The sequence below is a fragment of the Streptomyces sp. WAC 06738 genome (genome assembly GCF_003945505.1).
GTDB lineage: Bacteria > Actinomycetota > Actinomycetes > Streptomycetales > Streptomycetaceae > Streptomyces.
In genome coordinates, this window is record NZ_CP029618.1 from 3,551,350 (window position 1) to 3,571,948 (window position 20,599).

Sequence of the window (20,599 nt, forward strand, 5' to 3'; positions counted from 1 at the left end):
ACACTTGCCCGGTTCTGTGGATTACCGGCCGGTTGTGGACAATCCGCGGCCTCCGCCTCCGCCGGGCGCTACCGCTCCTCGTCCCGCACGTCCGCCTTCGCCGACACCGTCTTCTTCGTCGTCGCCTTCTTCGCCGCCGCCGTCTTCGTCCCGGTCGCCTTCTTCGCCGCGGTCTTCGTCGCCGTCTTCTTCGCGGCGGTCTTCTTCGCCGCCGCCTTCTTGGCCGGCGCCTTCTTCGCGGGCGCCTTCTTCGCCGCCTTCTTGGCGGTCTTCTTCGCCGGCCCCTTCGCCCGCTTCTCCGCCAGCAGCTCGAACCCGCGCTCCGGCGTGATCGACTCCGGCTCGTCCCCGCGCCGCAGCGTCGCGTTCGTCTCGCCGTCCGTCACGTACGGCCCGAAGCGCCCGTCCTTCACCACCACCGGCTTCCCGCTCGCCGGGTCCTCGCCCAGCTCCTTCAGCGGCGGCTTCGCCGCGGCCCGCCCGCGCTGCTTGGGCTGGGCGTAGAGGGCGAGCGCCTCTTCCAGCGTGACCGTGAAGAGCTGCTCCTCGCTCTGCAGCGAACGCGAGTCGGTGCCCTTCTTCAGGTACGGGCCGAACCGCCCGTTCTGCGCGGTGATCTCCGTGCCGCTCTCCGGGTCGGTGCCCACGACCCGCGGCAGCGACAGCAGCTTCAGCGCGTCCGCCAGCGTCACCGTGTCCAGCGACATCGACTGGAACAGCGAGGCCGTCCGCGGCTTCACCGCGTTCTTGCCGGACTGCGGCGTGCCCTCGGGCAGCACCTCGGTCACGTACGGCCCGTAGCGCCCGTCCTTGGCGACGATCTCGCGCCCGCTCTCCGGGTCGGTGCCCAGCTCGTACGCCCCGCTGGGCTTGTCGAGCAGTTCCTCGGCCAGCTCCACGGTCAGCTCGTCCGGCGGCAGTTCGTCCGGCACGTCCGCGCGCCGGTGCTCCTCGGTGTCCCGCTCGCCGCGCTCGACGTACGGCCCGTAGCGCCCGACGCGCAGCACGATCCCGTCGCCCACCGGGAACGTGGAGACCTCCCGGGCGTCGATCGCGCCCAGGTCCGTGACCAGCTCCTTCAGCCCGGCCAGATGATCGGCGGTGTCGGCGCCGGCCCGCTCCTCGGCGGGGGTGGCGACGTCGTCCGTACCGAAGTAGAAGCGCCGCAGCCACGGCACCGCCTCGGCCTCGCCGCGCGCGATGCGGTCGAGGTCGTCCTCCATCTTGGCGGTGAAGTCGTAGTCGATGTAGCGGCCGAAGTGCTTCTCCATCAGCCCGACGACGGCGAAGGAGAGGAACGACGGCACCAGGGCCGTGCCCTTCTTGAAGACGTAGCCGCGGTCCAGGATCGTGCCGATGATCGAGGCGTACGTGGACGGGCGGCCGATCTCCCGCTCTTCCAGCTCCTTGACCAGCGTCGCCTCGGTGTAGCGGGCGGGCGGCTTGGTGGCGTGCCCGTCCGCGGTGATCTCCTCGGCGCTCAGCCGGTCGCCCTCGGCGAGCTGCGGCAGCGGCCGGTCGCGGTTGTCGAGGTCGGCGGAGGGGTCGTCGGAGCCCTCGACGTACGCCTTCATGAAGCCGTGGAACGTGATGACCCGGCCGGACGCGGAGAACTCGGCGTCCCGCCCGTCCGCCGCCGTGCCGCCCAGCTTCACCGTCACGGACTGCCCGGTGGCGTCCTTCATCTGCGACGCGACCGTACGCATCCAGATCAGCTCGTACAGCCGGAACTCCGTGCCGGACAGCCCCGTGTCCGCCGGCGTGCGGAAGCGGTCGCCGGAGGGCCGGATCGCCTCGTGCGCCTCCTGCGCGTTCTTCACCTTGCCGGCGTAGTTCCGCGGCCGGTCCGGCAGGTAGTCGCGCCCGTACAACTGCGTGACCTGCGCCCGCGCGGCGGCGACCGCGGTCTCCGACAGTGTCGTGGAGTCGGTGCGCATATAGGTGATGAAGCCGTTCTCGTACAGCCGCTGGGCCACCTGCATGGTGGCCTTGGCGCCGAGCCCCAGCTTGCGCGACGCCTCCTGCTGGAGCGTGGTCGTACGGAACGGGGCCGAGGGCGAGCGGCGGTACGGCTTCGCCTCGACGCTGCGTACGGCGAACGCCGTGTCCTGGAGAGCGGCGGCCAGCGCGCGGGCGCTCTCCTCGCTCAGGTGCAGCACGTCGGCGGAGGAACCGCTCTTGAGCTGCCCGTCCTGACCGAAGTCGCGGCCCTGGGCGATCCGGCGGCCGTCGACCGCGGAGAGCTTGGCGCCGAAGCTGCGCGGGTCGGTGGCGTCGCCGGCGCGGCCGGTGGCGAAGACGCCGGCCAGGTCCCAGTACTCGGCGGAGCGGAAGGCGATGCGCTCGCGCTCCCGCTCGACGACGAGGCGGGTGGCGACGGACTGGACCCGGCCGGCGGAGAGCCGGGGCATGACCTTCTTCCACAGCACCGGCGAGACCTCGTACCCGTACAGCCGGTCGAGGATGCGGCGGGTCTCCTGGGCGTCGACGAGTTTCTGGTTGAGCTGGCGCGGATTGGCGACGGCCTGGCGGATCGCGTCCTTGGTGATCTCGTGGAAGACCATCCGGTGCACCGGGACCTTGGGCTTCAGCACCTCCAGCAGGTGCCAGGCGATGGCCTCGCCCTCGCGGTCCTCATCCGTCGCGAGATACAGCTCGTCCGACTCGGCCAGCAGTTTCTTCAACTTGCTGACCTGTTGCTTTTTATCGCTGTTCACCACATACAGCGGCTCGAAGTCATGATCGACGTTCACCCCGAGCCGGGCCCAGGACTCCCCCTTGTATTTCGCCGGCACCTCGGCGGCTCCGTTCGGGAGATCGCGGATGTGCCCGACGCTCGACTCGACCTCGTAGCCGGGGCCCAGATAGCCCTTGATCGTCTTCGCCTTGGCAGGCGACTCCACGATGACGAGTCGGCGGGTCTTGCTGGTGGCGGACAACTTCGGCTCTCTCTTCTCCGGTCGGAAGCTGGCAGCGATCTGGTGGGGGGATTCGCGGCGATCTTGCCGGTGGTCGTTATCGGTGGGCCTTGTGGGACCTCTTGTGGACGGCCGTGCGGGTCGTACGTCGCTGTGCTGGGCGTTGCTGCGGAGTGTGACGGTACAACCCGCCCCCGTGTCAAGCGGCTAAAACCCGGGGCGCCACTCGAACGGTAACCCGACAAGCCGCCTAGCTCCCGCACAGGGCACATTCCGGTCGTGGTGGCCTGTATCGCACAGCCCCTTGACAGCAGCCAGTACTACGGATGGGAGTATGGGCGTCCGACCGCGCCGCGAGGCCCGTTCGGAGCCCACCACTTCAGACATCCGACCGGGGGGACGTACCAGTGTCCGATCCGTATCAGAATCCTTATGGCCAGCAGCCCGGACAGCCGGGCCAGCCCGGGCAGCCGGGCCAGCAGCCCCAGCCGGGATACGGCTATCCGCAGTACGGCCAGCAGGACCCGAACCAGAACCCGTACGCGCAGCCCGGCCAGCAGCCGGGATACGGCTACCCGGGTGGTCAGCCGGGCGGTCTCCCGCAGGCCCCGGCCGCGGCGGCGGGCTACGACCCGAACGCACCGTACGGCTACGACCCGCACGGTCGCCCGTACTCGGACAAGTCCAAGATCGTCGCGGGTGTGCTGCAGCTCTTCATCGGCACGCTGGGCATCGGCCGCTTCTACACCGGGCACACCGGCATGGCCATCGCCCAGCTCCTCACCTGCGGCGGCGTGGGCATCTGGGCCCTCATCGACGGCATCATGATCCTCGTCAGCGACGACAAGACCGATGCCAAGGGCCGCGTCCTCCGCTCCTGACGCCGTCGGCCCTCCGGCGCCCACCGGGCACCCGGACCCGCCGCCTCCCGTTTCCCCGCGACCGGAGACGGCGGGTATCGCGCGCCCGCGGCAGGCGGAGGGCGTACGGCGCAGGGGCGCGGCGCGCGTTCGGCGCCTGCTGCGCCGGCCGGCCACCGCGCCGCTCGCACTGGCGGCGGCGGGGGCCGCGGGTGCGGCGTACCTCTACGGCACGAATCCCCACGAGCCGGGGCACTGGCTGCCCCGCTGCCCGTTCAACTGGGCCACCGGCCTGGACTGTCCCGCCTGCGGCGCTACCCGCATGGCGTACGACCTCCTCCACGGCGACCTCGGCTCCGCCTTCCACAGCAACGCCCTGATGCTGCTGCTCGGCCTCCCGTTCGCGGCGGTGCTCTACGGCCGCTGGCTGTACGAGGGCCTGCGCGGGCGCCGCTGGCGGCCGTCCTTCGGGCGGCTCGGCACGGCGGCGGTGCTGGGCGTGGCGGTGGTGTGGGCGGTGGTGCGGAACGTGGCGTGACCCCGCCCCCGGCGCGGGCCGGGCCCGCGGGGACTCAGTCCGCGGGGGCCAGGAACCCCTGTTCCACCAGCAGCCTGATCATCTCCGGCGTGCGCTCCCGCAGCGCCGCCGGGTCCGCCGCCAGTACCTGCGCGATGGCGTCCAGGATGACCCCCGCGGGCAGCGTCCCGTCGCATGCGCCGGCGAAGCCCGCGGAGACCGTGTCCACCCGCGTCGCCCGCCGCATCCCCAGTTGCCGGCGGAGCACCACGTGCTCCGGGTCCTCCTCACCCGGCCGGCCCACCTGCTCCTGCACCACGTCGTCCGCGAGCCGGAACACCGTCGCGAGCAGCGCCTCGTCGTCCGTACGGCGCAGGAAGTCCTGCCGCGCGAAGTGCTCCACCACGGCCGCGCCGAGCGGCTGTTCGACGGCGTGCGGCCAGTCCTCGACGGTGACCGCGGGGTCCGCCGCGTCCGTACGGCGCAGGGTGATCCAGCCGAAGCCGACCGCCCGGGTGCGGCTGGCGGCGAAGGCGTCGAGCCAGTCGTCGTAGCGGGCGGCGTAGGCCGCGGGGTCGGCGTGGTCACCCGCGTCGCGCAGCCACAGCTCCGCGTACTGCGTGACGTCCTGCACCTCCCGCTGCACGATCCACGCGTCGCAGCCGGGCGGCACCCAGCCGGCGACGCGCTCGCGCCAGTCCTCGTCCTCGACGTGCTGCCAGTTGGCGAGGAGCTGGCAGTAGCCGCCCTCGGCGAGGTGTTCCGCGGCCCCGGCGACCAGCGTGCGGCACAGCTCGTCGCCCGCCATGCCGCCGTCGCGGTAGCTGAGCCGGGCGGCGGGCGAGATGACGAACGGCGGGTTGGAGACGATCAGGTCGTACCGCTCGCCGGCCACCGGCTCGAAGAGCGACCCGGCCCGCAGGTCCGCGGCGGGTGCGCCGGAGAGGGCGAGCGTGAGCCGGGCGCAGTCGAGGGCGCGGGGGTTGACGTCGGTGGCCGTGACGGCGCCGGCGCGGGCGCCGGCGTGCAGCGCCTGGATCCCCGAGCCGGTGCCGACGTCGAGCACGCGCCCGCCGTCGAGCGGCACGGTGAGCCCGGCGAGCGTCGTGGAGGCGCCGCCGACGCCGAGGACGAGGTCCGCGCCGGACGAACCGGGTGCCCCGGTTCCGTACGCTCCGGCCCGCCGGGCCCCGGCCGCACCCCCCACCGCGCAGCCCAGATCCGAGACGATCCACCAGTCCTGCCCCTCGGGGCCGCTGTACGGCCGGACGTCGACCACGGCCCGTACCGCCTCGGCGTGCTCCCGGGGGACGGCGTGCTGGAGGAGGAAGAGCCGGGTCAGGGTGGCGAGCGCCGGCGGCGTCCGGCCGGGCGGCCACCGGGTCGCCCGCTCGGCGGGGACGGTCTCGCTGCGGGCGAGGGCCGCGTACGCGGGGGCGCCCAGGAGGTCCAGCAGGCCGTCGGCGGTGAAGCCCGCCGCGAGCAGCGCCGCGCGCAGCTCGGCGGCGCTGTCGGGGAAGGGGACGTCCGGGAGGGGAGGGCCGGGGAGGGAAAGATCGTCGGTCGCGCTCACGGGCACCATTGTGCTGCCGCCGCGGCCGCGCCGCCGACCAGCCCGCCGGGCGCGGCTAAGCAGGGCCTAGGCTGCTTGCGACGGCTTGGCCTTCGACTTCTGGCAGCCCTCCTGCTCGGCCAGCGCCTCGCCGACCTCACCCGCCTGCAGCTTGTTCAGCGCCTCGTCGCCGCTCTTGCTGATCTTGTCGGCCTCGCCCGCCAGCTCGCGCAGGCCCTCCGCGAACGCCGCCTGGTCCTTGACGTCCAGGTCCTCGACCTGCTTCTGCAGGTCCGCGTACGCCGCCGCCACCTGCTGCAGCTCGGTCACGGCACCGCCGTGGGTGTTCTTGCCGTCGTCGACCGGCGGCGCGCCCACCTTGCTCACGGCCTTGCTCATCGCGGTGTACGCCTCGGAGATCTCGCCGAACGCCTGGGCGTCCGCCTCCTGCACCTTCCGCGGGTCCTTCTCGGTCGTCGCCTCGCCGATGGCGAGGTTGGCCTGGTCCCGCTTCTGCAACTCCGGCTGGATCCGGTCGCAGAGGGAGCCCGCCCACTTCTGGACCTCCGCCCCGTTGTCATCGCTGCAGCCGGTCGCCGCGAGCAGCGTGACGGCGGCACCGGCCAGGGCGGCGGCAAGCTTCTTGTTCACCGGATCATCCCTTCGAGACTGAGACACCCGGAACATACACCGGCACCCCGCCGGTACGACGAATCGCCGGGGCCGCACGCCGCGTCGTGCACCATTTGCCACAACTGCCACGGCAGATCACATCAGTCACAGCAGTAACAGCGCTCCCGCCGAAAACCACCACACCCCGCCGGCCGGGAGCGGTCTCGCCTCCCGGCCGGCGGGGTGTGGTGCCGTGGCCCGGTCTCAGCCGTTGACCACCGCCGGGTCGGTCTGTGACGTCGGCGGCGGGCCCGTGGGCGCCGTGGTCTCCGACTCCTCGTCACCGACCGCGATGCCGCGGCGCTTGGAGATGTACACGGCACCGGCGATGATCCCGATGGCCGCGACCGCGATGACGGCCCGTACCGCGGGGTTGGCGTCGTCGCCGTACGAGAACTTCACCACCGCCGGCGCGATGAGGAGCGCCACCAGGTTCATCACCTTGAGCAGCGGGTTGATCGCCGGGCCCGCGGTGTCCTTGAACGGGTCGCCGACCGTGTCGCCGATCACCGTGGCGGCGTGGGCCTCGCTGCCCTTGCCGCCGTGGTTCCCGTCCTCGACGAGCTTCTTGGCGTTGTCCCAGGCGCCGCCCGAGTTGGCCAGGAAGACCGCCATGAGCACGCCCGCGCCGATGGCACCGGCGAGGAACGAGGCCAGCGCGCCGACGCCGAGGGTGAAGCCGACCGCGATCGGCGCCATGACGGCGAGCAGACCGGGCGTACGCAGCTCGCGCAGCGCGTCCCGGGTGCAGATGTCGACGACCTTGCCGTACTCCGGCTCCTCCGAGTAGTCCATGATCCCCGGGCGCTCGCGGAACTGCCGGCGCACCTCGAAGACCACCGCGCCCGCGGAGCGGGAGACGGCGTTGATGGCCAGACCGGAGAAGAGGAAGACGACCGCGGCGCCGAGGATGAGGCCGACGAGGTTGTTCGGCTGCCCGATGTCCAGGCTGAGGGCCAGCGGGTTGCCGACGTTCGTCGCCTCCGCCACCGCCTCGTTGACCGCGTCGCGGTACGAGCCGAAGAGCGCCGCCGCCGCGAGGACCGCGGTGGCGATGGCGATTCCCTTGGTGATGGCCTTGGTGGTGTTGCCGACCGCGTCCAGGTTGGTGAGGACCTGGGCGCCGTCGCCCTCGACGTCGCCGGACATCTCGGCGATGCCCTGGGCGTTGTCGGAGACCGGGCCGAAGGTGTCCATCGCGACGATGACGCCGACGGTGGTCAGCAGGCCGGTGCCGGCCAGGGCGACCGCGAAGAGCGCCAGCATGATGGACGTACCGCCGAGGAGGAACGCGCCGTAGACGCTGAGGCCGATGAGGACCGCGGTGTAGACGGCGGACTCCAGGCCGATGGAGATGCCGGAGAGCACCACCGTGGCCGGGCCGGTGAGCGAGGTCTTGCCGATGTCCCGTACGGGACGGCGGTTGGTCTCGGTGAAGTAGCCGGTGAGCTGCTGGATGACCGCCGCGAGCACGATGCCGATGGCGACCGCGACGAGCGCGAGCACCTGCGGGTTGCCGTCGTGCTCGCCGATGCCGGCGCCGACGCCGTCGAGGTCCGCGTACGACGAGGGGAGGTACGCGAAGACGGCGATGGCCACCATCACCAGGGAGATCACCGCGGAGATGAAGAAGCCGCGGTTGATGGCGGTCATGCCGCTGCGGTCGCTGGCCTTGGGCGCCACGACGAAGACGCCGATCATGGCGGTGACCACGCCGATCGCGGGGACGATCAGCGGGAAGGCGAGACCGGCGTCGCCCAGGGCGACCTTGCCCAGGATGAGCGCGGCGACGAGGGTGACGGCGTACGACTCGAAGAGGTCGGCCGCCATGCCGGCGCAGTCGCCGACGTTGTCGCCGACGTTGTCGGCGATGGTGGCGGCGTTGCGCGGGTCGTCCTCGGGGATGCCCTGCTCGACCTTGCCGACGAGGTCGGCGCCGACGTCCGCGGCCTTGGTGAAGATGCCGCCGCCGACACGCATGAACATCGCGATCAGCGCGGCGCCGAGGCCGAAGCCCTCCAGCACCTTGGGCGCGTCGGCCGCGTACACGAGCACGACGCTGCACGCGCCGAGCAGGCCGAGGCCGACGGTGAACATGCCGACGACGCCGCCGGTGCGGAACGCCAGCTTGGTCGCCTCGTGGCTCACCGCGGTGAGGTCCTTGGCGGGCTCGCCCTCGCGCGGGGTGGCGGCGCGCGCGGCGGCTGCCACGCGCACGTTGCTGCGGACCGCGAGCCACATGCCGATGTATCCGGTCGCGGCCGAGAACGCGGCGCCGACCAGGAAGAAGATCGAGCGTCCCGCCCGCTCCGACCAGTCGTCCGCGGGCAAGAGGAAGAGCAGGAAGAAGACCACGACCGCGAAGATGCCGATGGTGCGCAACTGGCGGGCCAGATAGGCGTTCGCACCTTCCTGTACCGCCGCCGCGATCTTCTTCATATTGTCCGTGCCCTCGCCTGCGGCGAGTACCTGACGGAGCAGCACCACGGCGACCGCGAGTGCGGCAAGCGCGACCACGGCGATGATCGCCACGATGGCCCGGTTGCCGCTGGTGAGTTCCACGGCCAGTAGGTGGTCCTGCTGTAGTGGGGTGAAATGCCCCGCCATTCGTCCTCCTTGACGTACGGCACATGGGCGCGCGGCAGCCCCGACTGCGGGTATGGGCGGTCGGGGTTTGGGCGGCCGCAGCGCTCAGGCGTCCTGAGCTGCAAGTTGTGGACGGATTGTAGGGAGCGGAACTAGATCAAAACAGAGCGTCCCCGGGGGAATTCGGCTCCGACGACGATCAATGCGGTGACGGGCGTCTGTCAATTCGCTCGAAAGAGGGATGCGGGAACGGCGGGACAATGCCGGGAAAATGATCTCGGGAGCCGGAGAAAGCGCTGATCAGAAGCGCCTTGATCTTGAAATGCGCGGGTCAAGGGGTGGGTCGCGGGAGGGCCGGGAGCGGCAGGGGGCGGGCGGATCGGCGGTCGCCCGGAGCCGATCGGCGCCGGGCGGGGGAAGCCGCAGGGTGACAGGGGATTGCCGTACGTGTCAGGGGGAAGCCCGGAGGCCGGGTGCCGGTGCCTCTGGGCGGGCGTACGGGCCGTCGTGCCGGGCGCGGGCGGGCCGGCCTGCCGTACCCGCCTCGGAGGGCCGTGCGGGCCTCGGGCGCCCGTGCGGGCCGCGGGCCGGCATACGGGCCTCAGCGCGCCGTACGCGCCTCAGGGCGGCCGTACGAGTATCAGGCCGGGTAGATGCGTGGGAGCCGCCGTACGGCCCGCAGAGGGGCCGTACGCCCGTTCAGGAGCCCGCTGCCGCGGGGGCGGCCGGCCAGCTCATCCGGATCGTGCCGCCGGACTCGCCCGCGGTGACCTCGACGTCGTCGACCAGACCGCTGATGACCGCGAGACCCATCTCGTCGTCTATGCCCGACCCGTCGCCGCCCGGGCCGCTCGCGTTCCCGTCGCCGTCCGGGTCGGGGTGGGTCTCGGCGGTGCTGCGGGCTGCGGGCACGTGGCCGGGGACCGTCGGCGCGTCGTCGCCGACCTCGATGGAGAACTTCTTCTCCTCCTCGGTGAGCACCACCCGCACCGGACCCGACAGCCCGTTGTGCTGGTGCAGCCCGACGGCGCGCAGGCATGCCTCGCCCACGGCGAGGCGCACCTCGTCGAGCACCGCCTCGTCCACACCCGCCCGGCGCGCGACCGCGGCCGCCACCAGGCGTGCCGTGCGGACGTGCTCGGGAAGAGCACTGAAGCGCAATTCAACGGTGGGCATGCCATCCCCTTCACGTCATCCCACGCCATCCCGCGGTCCACGGGATGCATCCGTACCGGAGCCAACCGCAGAGGGACCCGGCGCGCGGCCCGGTCCCTCCGCCTGTGTGGCGTCCTGTGTCAGTCCTTCGCGGCGACGGCTTCGTCGACCGAGGTGTGGATGGGGAACACCTTGGTCAGGCCCGTGATACGGAAGATCTTCAGAATGCGCTCCTGGTTGCAGACCAGACGCAGCGAGCCCTCGTGGGCCCGGACCCGCTTCAGTCCGCCGACGAGGACGCCGAGACCGGTGGAGTCGAGGAAGTCGACCCGCTCCATGTCGACGACCAGGTGGTAGCTGCCGTCGTTGACCAGCTCGACCAACTGCTCGCGCAGCTTGGGGGCGGTATACACATCAATCTCGCCACCGACTTCGACGACCGTGCGGTCGCCCACGGTACGAGTCGACAGGGACAGGTCCACGGATCCTCCAGCACCTTTCAGCGAGCGGCTGCCCCGGGCGTCCCCCGCCGTCCGGCCGGAGACGGATCGGCATCCGCCATGGCATTCAATCACTTACCCCCGGGCGTGCACGACGCCTTGGGGTCATTGTCCGTCGCATCGGTGACACACTCGTGCCGATGGACGCGAACGAGTGGAGGGACGCGAACGAGCCGGGGACAGCCCCCGCGGCCGCCGGCATCCGGCCGGGGCGCGTACCCGGCGCGCGCTCCGGCGCACCGCACGTCACACCGGCAGGACCGCCCGACGGCGCACCGCCCGGCGCGCCGGACCGCACGGCGGCGGACGGCGCCGCGGCCGGTCCCGCGCATGTCACCCCGCGCACCGCGCTGCGCCGGCTCGCCGCCCGGGAGGACCGCGCCGCTCGCATCACTCATACGGAGCACCTGCCCCCGCGCGGCGGGCGCCATGCCGACTGGCCTGCGGGCATCCGGCCCGAGGTGGTCGGCGCCATCGAGGCCGCCGGGATCCGGCGGCCGTGGGCACACCAGGCGCGGATGGCCGCGCACGCGCTCGCGGGCGAGTCGGTGATCGCCGCCACGGGCACCGCGTCGGGCAAGTCCCTGGCGTATCTGGCGCCCGTGCTCAGCGCGGCGCTCGACGGCTCCGAGGCCCCCAACGGGCGGGGCGCGACGGCCCTGTACGTGGCGCCGACGAAGGCGCTGGCCGCCGACCAGCTACGCGCGGTCAAGGCGCTGGCCGCCCCGCTCGGCAAGGCCGTGCGCCCGGCCGTCTACGACGGTGACACGCCCGCCGAGGAACGCGAATGGGTGCGCCTCTACGCCAACCTCGTCCTCACCAACCCCGACATGCTGCACCGCGGCATACTCCCGGCCCACTCCCGCTGGTCGTCCTTCCTGCGCGCCCTGCGCTACGTCGTCATCGACGAGTGCCACACCTACCGCGGCGTCTTCGGCTCCCACGTCGCCCAGGTCGTACGGCGGCTGCGCCGGCTCTGCGCCCGCTACGGCGCGGACCCGGTGTTCCTCCTCGCCTCCGCCACGGCGGCCGAGCCGGGGCGGTCGGCGGAGCGGCTGACCGGGCGGGCCGTGGCGGAGGTCACGGACGACGCGTCGCCGCGGGGGGAGGTCGCGTTCGCCCTCTGGGAGCCGCCGCTGACGGAGCTGCACGGCGAGCGGGGCGCGCCGGTGCGGCGCACGGCCACGGCGGAGTGCGCGGAGCTGCTGACGGACCTGGCGGTCGCGGACGTGAGGACCGTCGCCTTCGTCCGCTCCCGGCGCGGCGCGGAGCTGGTCGCGATGATCGCCCAGGACCGGCTGGCGGCCGTCGACCGGGCGCTGGCCGACCGGGTCGCCGCCTACCGCGGCGGCTATCTGGCGGACGAGCGGCGGGCCCTGGAGGCGGCGCTGCAGTCCGGCGAGCTGCTGGGGCTGGCCGCGACGTCCGCGCTGGAGCTGGGCGTGGACGTGTCGGGCCTGGACGCCGTGCTGATCGCCGGCTACCCCGGCACCCGGGCCTCGCTCTGGCAGCAGGCCGGGCGCGCGGGCCGGTCGGGGCAGGGGGCGCTGGCGGTGCTGGTCGCGCGCGACGACCCACTGGACACGTACCTGGTGCACCACCCGGAGGCGCTCTTCCGCCGCCCGGTGGAGTCCACGGTGCTGGACCCGGACAACCCGTACGTGCTCGCACCGCACCTGTGCGCCGCCGCCGCCGAACTGCCGCTGACCGACGCCGACTTCACCGGCGACTCGGCGTGCTTCGGCGCTGGGGCCACCGGGCTGCTGCCGCAGCTCGCCGACCGCGGGCTGCTGCGCCGCCGGGGCACCGGGCCCGGCGCCGCCTGGCACTGGACCCGGCGCGAACGCGCCTGCGACCTCACCGACATCCGCGGCGGGGGCGGCCGCCCCGTCGACGTCGTCGAGGACGGCACCGGCCGGCTCCTCGGCACCGTCGACGCCGCGGCCTCCCACACCACCGTCCACGAGGGCGCCGTCCACCTCCACCAGGGCCTCACCTACGTGGTCCGCACCCTGGACCTGGAGGACAACGTGGCGCTGGTGGAGCGCGCCGACCCCCCGTACACCACCGTCGCCCGCGACACCACCTCCGTCTCCGTGCTGGAGACCGAGCGCGAGATCCCGTGGGGCGACGCCCGGCTGTGCTTCGGGTCGGTGGAAGTCACCAACCACGTGGTCTCCTTCCTGCGCCGCCGGCTGATCACCGGCGAGATCATGGGCGAGACGAAGCTCGACCTCCCGCCGCGGACGCTGCGCACCCGCGCCGTCTGGTGGACAGTCACCGACGACCAGTTGGACGCGGCGGACATCGCCCAGGAGCAGTTGGGCGGCGCCCTGCACGCGGCGGAGCACGCCGCCATCGGCATGCTGCCGCTCTTCGCCACATGCGACCGCTGGGACGTCGGCGGCGTCTCCGTCCCCCTGCACGGCGACACGCTGCTGCCGACCGTCTTCGTCTACGACGGCCACCCGGGCGGCGCGGGCTTCGCCGAACGCGCCTTCGGCGTCGCCCGCGACTGGCTCGGCGCGACCCGCGCCGCGATCGCCGCCTGCGAGTGCGAGTCCGGCTGCCCGTCCTGCGTGCAGTCCCCGAAGTGCGGCAACGGGAACGACCCGCTGGACAAGGCGGCGGCGGTACGCCTGCTGACGACGCTGCTGCGGGAGGCGGGGCAGGGAGCGCAGCCCGCGGCGGCCCGGGCGGCGCAGACGGAGGCGGCGGACGAGAGCTGACGGACTCCGGCGGACCGGACTGAACCGGGTAGACCGGGTGGACCGGGTGGACCGAACCGGCTGGAACCGGCCGAACCGGACCCTCCGCCCGGCTCCCGCGCGGCCGCGCCCCGCCCTCCCGCCGGCGCTCAGCCGGCGGCGTCGAGACGGGCCCGCTGGTCCTCCGTCAGCTCCAGGTCCACCGCGGCCAGGCTCTCGTCCAGTTGCGCCACGGACGAGGCGCCGACCAGCGGTATCACCGGCACCTCCCCGCCGATGAGCCAGGAGAGCACCACCTGGTTGACCGTCGCCCCGGCGTCCTTCGCCACCGCCCGCAGGGCCTCCAGCCGCGCCGGCGTCCCCGGGTGGTCCAGCTCGTCCCCGAGCGGCTTGTCCGCGCGGACGTAGCCCCCGGCGAGCAGCGGCGAGTACGCGACGAGCGTGAGCCCGGGGTTGTGCCGCAGGTAGCTGAGCATCGCGCCGTCCACGCCGCCCGGGGACCCGTCCGGGTCGAGCTCGCTGGGGCGGTCGGTGCGCCGGCGCAGGTAGGTGTGGTGGTACTGCAGCAGCTCGTACCCGGCGAGACCGGAGGCCGCCGCGTGGGCACGGGCCCGCTCCACCCGCCAGACCCACTGGTTGCTGACTCCCAGCAGCCCGACGGAGCCCTCCGCCACGAGCGCGCCGAACGCTTCGACGGTCTCCTCCTGCGGGACGGTCATGTCGTCGATGTGCGCGTACAGGATGTCCAGCTTCTCCACCCCGAGCCGCCGCCTGCTCTCCTCCGCGGACTGCCGGATCACCTTCGCCGACAGGCCCTCGGGGTTGTCGACGTACGAGGTGCCGGGAGCGAGCGGCCGGGCACCGAGCTTGGTCGCGATGACCACCTCGTCCCCGATGCCCCGGCTGCGCCGCCACCGGCCGAGCAGGCTCTCGCTCTGCCCGCCCTGCGAACCGTCCACCCAGAACGCGTAGTTGTCGGACGTGTCGACGAACGTGCCGCCGGCCGCCACGTAGCGGTCGAGGATCGCGAACGAGGTCTCCTCGTCGGTCCTGGACCCGAAGAGCATGGCCCCGAGGCTGAGCACGCTGACCTCGCGCCGGTTCTGCGGGTCGGCACCGATCGTGCGGTACTTCATGCGGAGTCCTTTCGTGTGTCTGCCCAAGCGGGAGTCTGAACGCTGGAGCACGCTCTACCGCAAGCCCGGCCGCGGGACCGGACGCAGGCCGGACGCGAGACCGGCCGGGGCCGGCGGCCCCGCGCGGGAGCGGACTTCGGCGGTGAAGCGGCCGGTACGGGCCGACGCCACGACGTCCGCGACCTCCCCGGCCACGGCGCACCGCAGCAGCCGGGCCCCCTGCGCCGCCGCCACCCGGCGGGCGGCGGCGCACGCCGCGGCCTCGCCGAGCAGCGCCCGGTCCGCCGCCGCCAGCGCCGCCAGGTCGGCGGCACCGCCGGCGCGGTGGCGGGAGTGCACCGCCTGCCCCAGGGCCAGCGCGGCGGCGAACACCGCGCACAGCGCGAAGCACGCCAGCGCCGACCACACCGTCGCCCCGCCCCGGTCATCGAACGGTCTCTTCCGCAAGGGCGACCGCCTCCCCTCCGAGGTCGAGGGAGAGCGACCCCGGGCCGGGGGCCGCCCCCCGCACCCGTACCCGCACCAGATCGCCCTCCCGCGCCACCGCCACGTCCGCCCCGCGCGGAGCCGCCGCCAGCGCCGCCCCGCGTACGTCGTCCGCCGGCTCGCCCCGGGCCGCGGCCCGCGCGCCCGCGCGGGCGGCGTCCACGCACTGGATCTGCGCGGCGGCGGCCATCAGCGCCCAGACCAGCCCGAGGGCGAGGAACACGAGAGCCGGAACGGCCACCGCCGCTTCCGCGGTGACGACGCCCGCGTCCGCCCGCGCTCCGGCGCGGCCCGGGTCAGAACGGGACGTCCAGCGCGCGTTCCACCACCGCCTGCAGCGCACCGCCGACCGCATCGCTCGTCACCACCTTGTACAAGATCGCCGCGAACGCGACCGCCGCGATCGTGCCCACCGCGTACTCGGACGTCGTCATCCCCGCGTCCCCGCCGAGCCTCCGCACGCACGCGCGCACCCTCCGGACGAACCTGCCGGCCATCTCAACCCCCGTGTCTCCGTACCCGAATCCATGTGTCATTCATCGACTCCCGCCCAGCAACTGCGCCGCCAGGCCCATCACCACCGGCGCCACCCCGACCGCCAGGAACGCGGGCAGGAAGCACAGCCCGAGGGGGCCCGCCACCTTGACGCCCGCCCGGCGGGCGCGAGCGGCGGCGGCGCGGGTCTCCTCCGCCCGGCACTCGGCGGCCAGCCGGGAGACCGCGTCGACCACCGGAACGCCCGTGTGGTCCGCCTGCTCCAGCCAGCCGGCCAGCCGCGCCGCGCCCGGCAGCTCCGCGAGGGGCGCCCAGGCCGCGTGCGGGGCGGCGCCGAGGCGCAGTTCCGCCGCGCCCTGCGCCAGCCGTGTCCCGACCGGTCCGCCCAGCGAGCGGCCCACCTCGGCGGCGGCCTCCCGCGGCCCCGCGCCGGCCGCGAGGCAGGCGGCGAGGAGGTCGGCGGCCAGCGCGAGGTCGGGGCCCGTCCGTATGCCGGCGTCGCGGCGTGCGACGGTGGCCGTGCGGCGCTGCCACCGCCGTATGCCGTACGCGGCGGCGAGTCCCGCCACCGCGCCGACCGCCCCGCCGACGAAGATGAGCACCGCGGCCCCCGCGAGCAGTCCGGGACCCCACCGCAACGCCGCCGCCCGGAGCCGCACCACGGCCGGCTCCCGCCCGCCGCCGGGCGCCCCGGCCGGCTCCGGGCGTACGGGCGGCGCCACGGGGCCCAGCACGGCCGGGAGCCGGCGCCGCCAGGCGCGTGCCCGCCAGGACGCGAGGGCCGCGTCCGCCGCGCAGTACGCGGCGGCCGGCACGGAAAACACTGTCCACAGGCTGTGGATGAACTCAGCGCGCATGCGCACCTCGCACGATCCGGCCCACCCAGGCCAGCCCCGCCCACTCCAGCAGACCGCCCGCCACCAGGCAGACCAGCCCCGCCGGCGTGTGCAGCAGCACCCGCAGCGGCGCGGCGCCGAGCGCCGAGCCCATCAGCAGCCCGAAGCAGGGCAGCAGGGCCAGCAGCAGTGCCGTCGCCCGCGGGCCCGCCAACTGGGCCTGCACCTCGTCCCGTTCGTCCCGCTCCGCGCGCAGCGCCGCCGCCACCCGGTCCAGCCCGTCCGCAAGTCCCGCACCGCCGCCCGCGGCCACCTGCCAGCACGCGGCGACGCCCGCCAGCCCCTGCGCACCGGGCGCACCGGCCGCCGACCGCAGCGCGCCCGGCACATCCCCGCCGAACCGCGCGGCGGCCAGCACCTCCGGACCCCCCGCGGGTCCGCCGGGCGCCGCGGCGAGCAGTGCCCCGGCCGGCTGCCGCCCGGCCCGCAGCCCGCCCGCGACCGCCGCGCACAGCTCGATCACGGCCGCCGCCCGGCGCACCTCCGCACCACGCCGCTCACGGCCGCGCAGCCGCCGCCCGACGAGCGGCACCGCCACCACCCCCGCCAGCAGCGGCAGCCACGACGCGCCCAGCAGCCCCACCACGCACCCGGCCGGCAGGCACCACAACTCGCGACGCCCACCCCACGTCCGGAACACCGCGGCCGCCCGCCACCGCCGCCCCACGCGCACCGCACTCCCCGGCGGCCCCAGCAGCGCCCTGGCCCTCCGCACCGCGGGTCTCCGCCCGCCGGCCAGCACCACGGCCGCCCCCGCGCAGAACGCCGCCCCGCACACCGGCGCGACCGCCGCGACCGCCGTGACCTCCCCGCTCACGCGGCACCCCCGCCCCGCGCCAGCAGCCGCTCCAGCCGCGGCCACCCGGCCCTGCGGGCGAACCCGCCGGCCGCCCAGACCGCGGCGGGCACCGCCGCCACCAGCCCCGCCGCGTCCCGCTCCAGCACGTGCATCTCCGCGATCCGCCGGCGCCCCCGCCGGTCGCGCACCAGGTGCAGCAGCACCGACACCCCCGCGGCCAACTGACTGTGCAGAGCGGGCCGGTCGAGTCCGGCGACCGCGCCCAGCGCCTCGAGCCGCGCGGGCACGTCGCCCGCCGCGTTCGCGTGGACGGTGCCCGAGCCGCCCTCGTGGCCGGTGTTCAGCGCGGCCAGGAGGTCGACGACCTCGCGCCCCCGCACCTCGCCCACGACCAGCCGGTCGGGCCGCATCCGCAGCGCCTGCCGCACGAGGTCCTGCAGCGTCACCTCGCCGGCACCCTCCTGGTTCGCGGGGCGGGCTTCGAGACGGACGACATGGGGGTGATCCGGTCGCAACTCGGCCGACTCCTCCGCCAGCACGATCCGCTCGTCCCGCCGCACGAGCGACAGCAGCGCACTCAGCAGCGTCGTCTTGCCGCTGCCCGTGCCGCCGCTCACCAGGAACGACAGCCGGGCGTCGAGGAGTCCGCGCAGCAGGCCCTCACCGCCGGGTGGCACCGTGCCCGCGGCGGCCAGCTCCGCGAGGCTGAACGCCCGGCGCCGCACCACCCGCAGCGACAGGCAGGCCGACCCCACCGCAACCGGCGGCAGGACCGCGTGCAGCCGCGTGCCGTCGGGCAACCGGGCGTCGACCCAGGGCCGGGCGTCGTCGAGCCGCCGCCCGGCGACGGCGGCCAAGCGCTGCGCCAGACGCCGTACGGCATCGGCGTCCGCGAACCGCACGTCGACCCGCTCCAGGCCGCAGCCCCGGTCCACCCACACCTCGTCCGGCGCGGTGACCAGCACGTCGGTCACGTCCGGCTCGGCCAGCAACGGCTCCAGCGGCCCGCTGCCGACCATCTCCGAACGCAGCGCGCCCACGATCGCCAGCACCTCGGTGTCACCGAGCAGCCGCCCCTCCCGCCGCAGCGCGGCGGCCACCCCGGCGGGCGTCGGCTCGCCGCCGCTCTCCGCCAACCGCCGCCGCACCGCCCCGACCAACTGCCCCGACACGGCGGGAATCTGCCCGTCACCACCGTCGGAGCGCCGGGGCGAGCGGCCGTAGCCGGGCACGGAACCGGGGAGTTCCGTCTCGCCGACGCCCACCGAGGCGGCCGTCCCGGCAGCGGCGGACGCGGAGCCCGGGCACCGGCCCGGCCGGTCGTCTCCCCCGGAGCTGTAGCCCCACCGGGTCGGTCCCCGCGGCGCCTCGTTCTCACCAGCCGTACGAGCCGGGAGAGTCGCCGCCGGTCCACCACCCGAGCCGGACACCGCCGGCAGCGCGCCCGGCCGCACCAAGCGCCCCGGCGCCGCGGCAGCCGCACCGGCCGCCCACGGGGCGTCCGGACCGCACTCCGCCACGTCCGGCTCCGGCTCGGCGTCGTCCCCGCGGGCCGTACGAACCGCGGCGGCTGCCGGCTCGTCCGCACCGCCCCGGCCGTACGGCGACAGGGTCCACCCCGACACCGTGACCCGCTCCTCCGCGGCCTGTTCCGTGTGCCTCATACCGGCGCCCCCTCCGTGCTCGTACCCGGCAGGGCCCGTGCCCAGAAGTCCGTGCAGAACCGGGACAGCGGCGTACGGGGGCGGCTGCCCGGCGGCGCGGCGCCGGTCTCGGCTGCCTGCCGCAGGCCCGGCTCCGCCGGGAGTTCACCGGCCAGCGGAAGGCGCAGCAGCTCGGCGACGTCCTCGGCCGGCAAACCGCCCCGCGTCGGGCCCCGCACCACCACCCGCAGATCGCCCAGCACCATCCGCACCGCGTCCGCCACCCGGTGCGCCGCCGCGACCGCACGCAGCTCCGCCGGCACCACCAGCAGCCCCACGTCCACCTGGGCCAGCGCCTCGGCCACCGGCTCGTCCACCCGTCGCGGCAGGTCGACCACGACCACCCCGCCCCGCCTGCGGGCAGCCGCCAGCACCGAGCGCATCGCCTCCGGCGCCACGGCCCCCGCCTCGCCGCCGCCCCGGTCCCAGCTCAGCAGCCGCAGGCCGTGCAGCCGCGGCAGCGACTCCTCCAGCGCCGCCCCGCCGATCCGCCCCCGCGACGATGCGAAGGCCGGCCAGCGCAGCCCCTCCGCCTCCTCGCCGCCGAGCAGCACGTCGAGCCCGCCGCCCAGCGGATCCGCGTCGACCAGCACCGTGCGCCGCCCGGCCCGCGCCGCCGTCACCGCGAGCGCGCAGGCCAGCGTGGACGCCCCCGCACCGCCCCGGCCGCCGACGACCCCGACCGTGCGGGCCTGCGCGCCGGCTCCCTCCGCGGCGTCGGCGATCCGGTCCACCAGCGCCGTCTCGCCGTCCGGCAGCACGACCACCTGCTCCGCCCCGACCGCGACCGCCCGCTCCCACACCCCCGGGTCGTCCTGATCCCGGCCGACGAGCACCACCCCGTCCCGCCGGGCCCGCCCCGCCGCCGGCCGCCCGGCACAGTCGTCCCCGACCAGCACCAGCGGTGCCGCGCCCCAGTCCTGCCGGCCCGGCGCGTGCGAGACCTCCGCCTGCGTGCCCGCCGCGGCGCAGAGGCGCAGCAGATCGTCGAGAAGGTCCTCGTCCTCCGTGACGACCAGCGGCCGCCCCGCGGCACCGTCGCCGGCACCGGGGGACGCGCTCCCCTCACCCCCGGGCCCGCCGCCGGGTCCGCCCGTCCGCCCTCCGGCCCCGGGCCCGGACCCACCGGCCCGGCGCCCCCAGGCCACCCCCGCCCCGGCTCCGCGCGCCGACGCACGGCGTACGGAAACCCCGCGAGCCGCGCCCACCGGCCCCGCGACTCCGGCCCCCGCGACCCCGGCCCCCGCGAGCCCGCCGCCCGGCCCCGCCAAGCCGCCCCGCAACCGCAGCCCGCCGTCCCGCAGCGCACCGCTCCACACCCGGCTCATCTCGCCGCCTCCCCCGCTTCACCCGCCGCACCACCCGGCACGCCGTCCGTCCAGGCCCGCGCCGCCGCCCTCCGCGACGGCACCCGGCCCGCTTCCGACCCCACCGTGCCCCCGGCGCCCCACCCCTTGTGGATCTTGGTCAGGATCTGGGGATAACCCGCCAGTTGTGGACAACTCCGTCACTCGATCGGGGGAGCGTGCCGATCCGGGGCAACGGTTACCCACGGTGATGCGTCTAGTTCCACGACGAGGATGAAGACAGCCCGAGGGACCGCCCGAAGCAAGGAG

Annotated in this window: 17 protein-coding genes; 3 read left to right on the plus strand and 14 right to left on the minus strand. The window is 74.8% G+C overall.

Annotated elements, in window-relative coordinates:
• Window positions 1-68 precede the first annotated feature (68 nt).
• Window positions 69-2,939 (minus strand): type I DNA topoisomerase, encoded by a 2,871-nt coding sequence (gene topA, locus DMB38_RS15225; protein ID WP_125935651.1) that lies wholly within the window; start codon window positions 2,937-2,939, stop codon window positions 69-71.
• A gap of 386 nt (window positions 2,940-3,325) precedes the next feature.
• Between topA and DMB38_RS15230 the strand changes: the two genes are divergently transcribed.
• A complete protein-coding gene (locus DMB38_RS15230) occupies window positions 3,326-3,799 on the plus strand; it encodes a TM2 domain-containing protein (RefSeq protein WP_047016524.1) in 474 nt (157 codons plus the stop codon).
• 76 nt (window positions 3,800-3,875) lie between these two features.
• Window positions 3,876-4,316: a DUF2752 domain-containing protein gene (locus tag DMB38_RS15235; protein WP_346429538.1), complete on the plus strand. Its 441-nt coding sequence runs from the start codon at window positions 3,876-3,878 to the stop codon at window positions 4,314-4,316.
• Between the two features lie 34 nt (window positions 4,317-4,350).
• Here the strand turns inward: DMB38_RS15235 and DMB38_RS15240 are convergent, their stop codons facing one another.
• The 5 genes from DMB38_RS15240 to bldG form a co-directional block, all read right to left on the minus strand.
• On the minus strand, window positions 4,351-5,877 hold the full coding sequence (locus DMB38_RS15240) for a methyltransferase (protein ID WP_125935653.1): 1,527 nt from the start codon (window positions 5,875-5,877) through the stop codon (window positions 4,351-4,353).
• Window positions 5,878-5,934: 57 nt separating this feature from the next.
• Window positions 5,935-6,498 carry a small secreted protein gene (locus DMB38_RS15245; protein ID WP_125935654.1) on the minus strand — a complete coding sequence of 188 codons (564 nt, stop codon included), beginning with the start codon at window positions 6,496-6,498 and terminating at the stop codon, window positions 5,935-5,937.
• 225 nt (window positions 6,499-6,723) lie between these two features.
• Window positions 6,724-9,126, minus strand: a complete 2,403-nt coding sequence (locus DMB38_RS15250) for a sodium-translocating pyrophosphatase (RefSeq protein WP_125935655.1) — start codon at window positions 9,124-9,126, stop codon at window positions 6,724-6,726.
• A gap of 678 nt (window positions 9,127-9,804) precedes the next feature.
• Window positions 9,805-10,281 (minus strand): ATP-binding protein, encoded by a 477-nt coding sequence (locus DMB38_RS15255; protein ID WP_047016528.1) that lies wholly within the window; start codon window positions 10,279-10,281, stop codon window positions 9,805-9,807.
• A gap of 119 nt (window positions 10,282-10,400) precedes the next feature.
• Window positions 10,401-10,742, minus strand: coding sequence for an anti-sigma factor antagonist BldG (gene bldG, locus DMB38_RS15260; protein ID WP_018835875.1), 342 nt, complete (start codon window positions 10,740-10,742; stop codon window positions 10,401-10,403).
• Window positions 10,743-10,900: 158 nt separating this feature from the next.
• Here bldG and DMB38_RS15265 point away from each other — a divergent pair, with 158 nt between their 5' ends.
• Window positions 10,901-13,489: a DEAD/DEAH box helicase gene (locus DMB38_RS15265; RefSeq protein ID WP_125935656.1), complete on the plus strand. Its 2,589-nt coding sequence runs from the start codon at window positions 10,901-10,903 to the stop codon at window positions 13,487-13,489.
• A 128-nt stretch (window positions 13,490-13,617) separates the two neighbouring features.
• Here the strand turns inward: DMB38_RS15265 and DMB38_RS15270 are convergent, their stop codons facing one another.
• The 8 genes from DMB38_RS15270 to ssd form a co-directional block, all read right to left on the minus strand.
• Window positions 13,618-14,604 carry an aldo/keto reductase gene (locus tag DMB38_RS15270; protein ID WP_125935657.1) on the minus strand — a complete coding sequence of 329 codons (987 nt, stop codon included), beginning with the start codon at window positions 14,602-14,604 and terminating at the stop codon, window positions 13,618-13,620.
• Window positions 14,605-14,658: 54 nt separating this feature from the next.
• On the minus strand, window positions 14,659-15,051 hold the full coding sequence (locus DMB38_RS15275) for an Rv3654c family TadE-like protein (RefSeq protein WP_125935658.1): 393 nt from the start codon (window positions 15,049-15,051) through the stop codon (window positions 14,659-14,661).
• A complete protein-coding gene (locus tag DMB38_RS15280; RefSeq protein ID WP_240662257.1) occupies window positions 15,029-15,445 on the minus strand; it encodes a TadE family type IV pilus minor pilin in 417 nt (138 codons plus the stop codon). Before DMB38_RS15280 ends, DMB38_RS15275 begins: the two co-directional genes overlap by 23 nt.
• Window positions 15,387-15,524, minus strand: a complete 138-nt coding sequence (locus tag DMB38_RS36890; protein ID WP_234380345.1) for a DUF4244 domain-containing protein — start codon at window positions 15,522-15,524, stop codon at window positions 15,387-15,389. The genes DMB38_RS15280 and DMB38_RS36890 overlap by 59 nt, the downstream gene beginning before the upstream one ends.
• A gap of 102 nt (window positions 15,525-15,626) precedes the next feature.
• A complete protein-coding gene (locus tag DMB38_RS15290; RefSeq protein ID WP_125935661.1) occupies window positions 15,627-16,448 on the minus strand; it encodes a type II secretion system F family protein in 822 nt (273 codons plus the stop codon).
• Window positions 16,432-17,298: a type II secretion system F family protein gene (locus DMB38_RS15295; RefSeq protein WP_125935662.1), complete on the minus strand. Its 867-nt coding sequence runs from the start codon at window positions 17,296-17,298 to the stop codon at window positions 16,432-16,434. Before DMB38_RS15295 ends, DMB38_RS15290 begins: the two co-directional genes overlap by 17 nt.
• A complete protein-coding gene (locus DMB38_RS15300; protein WP_125939052.1) occupies window positions 17,295-18,440 on the minus strand; it encodes a TadA family conjugal transfer-associated ATPase in 1,146 nt (381 codons plus the stop codon). The genes DMB38_RS15295 and DMB38_RS15300 overlap by 4 nt, the downstream gene beginning before the upstream one ends.
• Before the next feature lie 500 nt (window positions 18,441-18,940).
• Window positions 18,941-20,302 carry a septum site-determining protein Ssd gene (gene ssd / locus DMB38_RS15305; RefSeq protein ID WP_206337819.1) on the minus strand — a complete coding sequence of 454 codons (1,362 nt, stop codon included), beginning with the start codon at window positions 20,300-20,302 and terminating at the stop codon, window positions 18,941-18,943.
• Window positions 20,303-20,599 lie beyond the last annotated feature (297 nt).

Excerpts from the sequence above, each read along its gene's own strand:
- DMB38_RS15240 (WP_125935653.1), bottom strand. The coding sequence starts at position 5,877 with ATGGTGCCCGTGAGCGCGACCGACGATCTTTCCCTCCCCGGCCCTCCC.
- DMB38_RS15250 (WP_125935655.1), bottom strand. The coding sequence starts at position 9,126 with ATGGCGGGGCATTTCACCCCACTACAGCAGGACCACCTACTGGCCGTG.
- DMB38_RS15255 (WP_047016528.1), bottom strand. The coding sequence starts at position 10,281 with ATGCCCACCGTTGAATTGCGCTTCAGTGCTCTTCCCGAGCACGTCCGC.
- DMB38_RS15265 (WP_125935656.1), top strand. The coding sequence starts at position 10,901 with ATGGACGCGAACGAGTGGAGGGACGCGAACGAGCCGGGGACAGCCCCC.
- DMB38_RS15270 (WP_125935657.1), bottom strand. The coding sequence starts at position 14,604 with ATGAAGTACCGCACGATCGGTGCCGACCCGCAGAACCGGCGCGAGGTC.
- DMB38_RS15280 (WP_240662257.1), bottom strand. The coding sequence starts at position 15,445 with ATGCGGTCGGCGGTGCGCTGCAGGCGGTGGTGGAACGCGCGCTGGACG.
- DMB38_RS36890 (WP_234380345.1), bottom strand. The coding sequence starts at position 15,524 with ATGACGACGTCCGAGTACGCGGTGGGCACGATCGCGGCGGTCGCGTTC.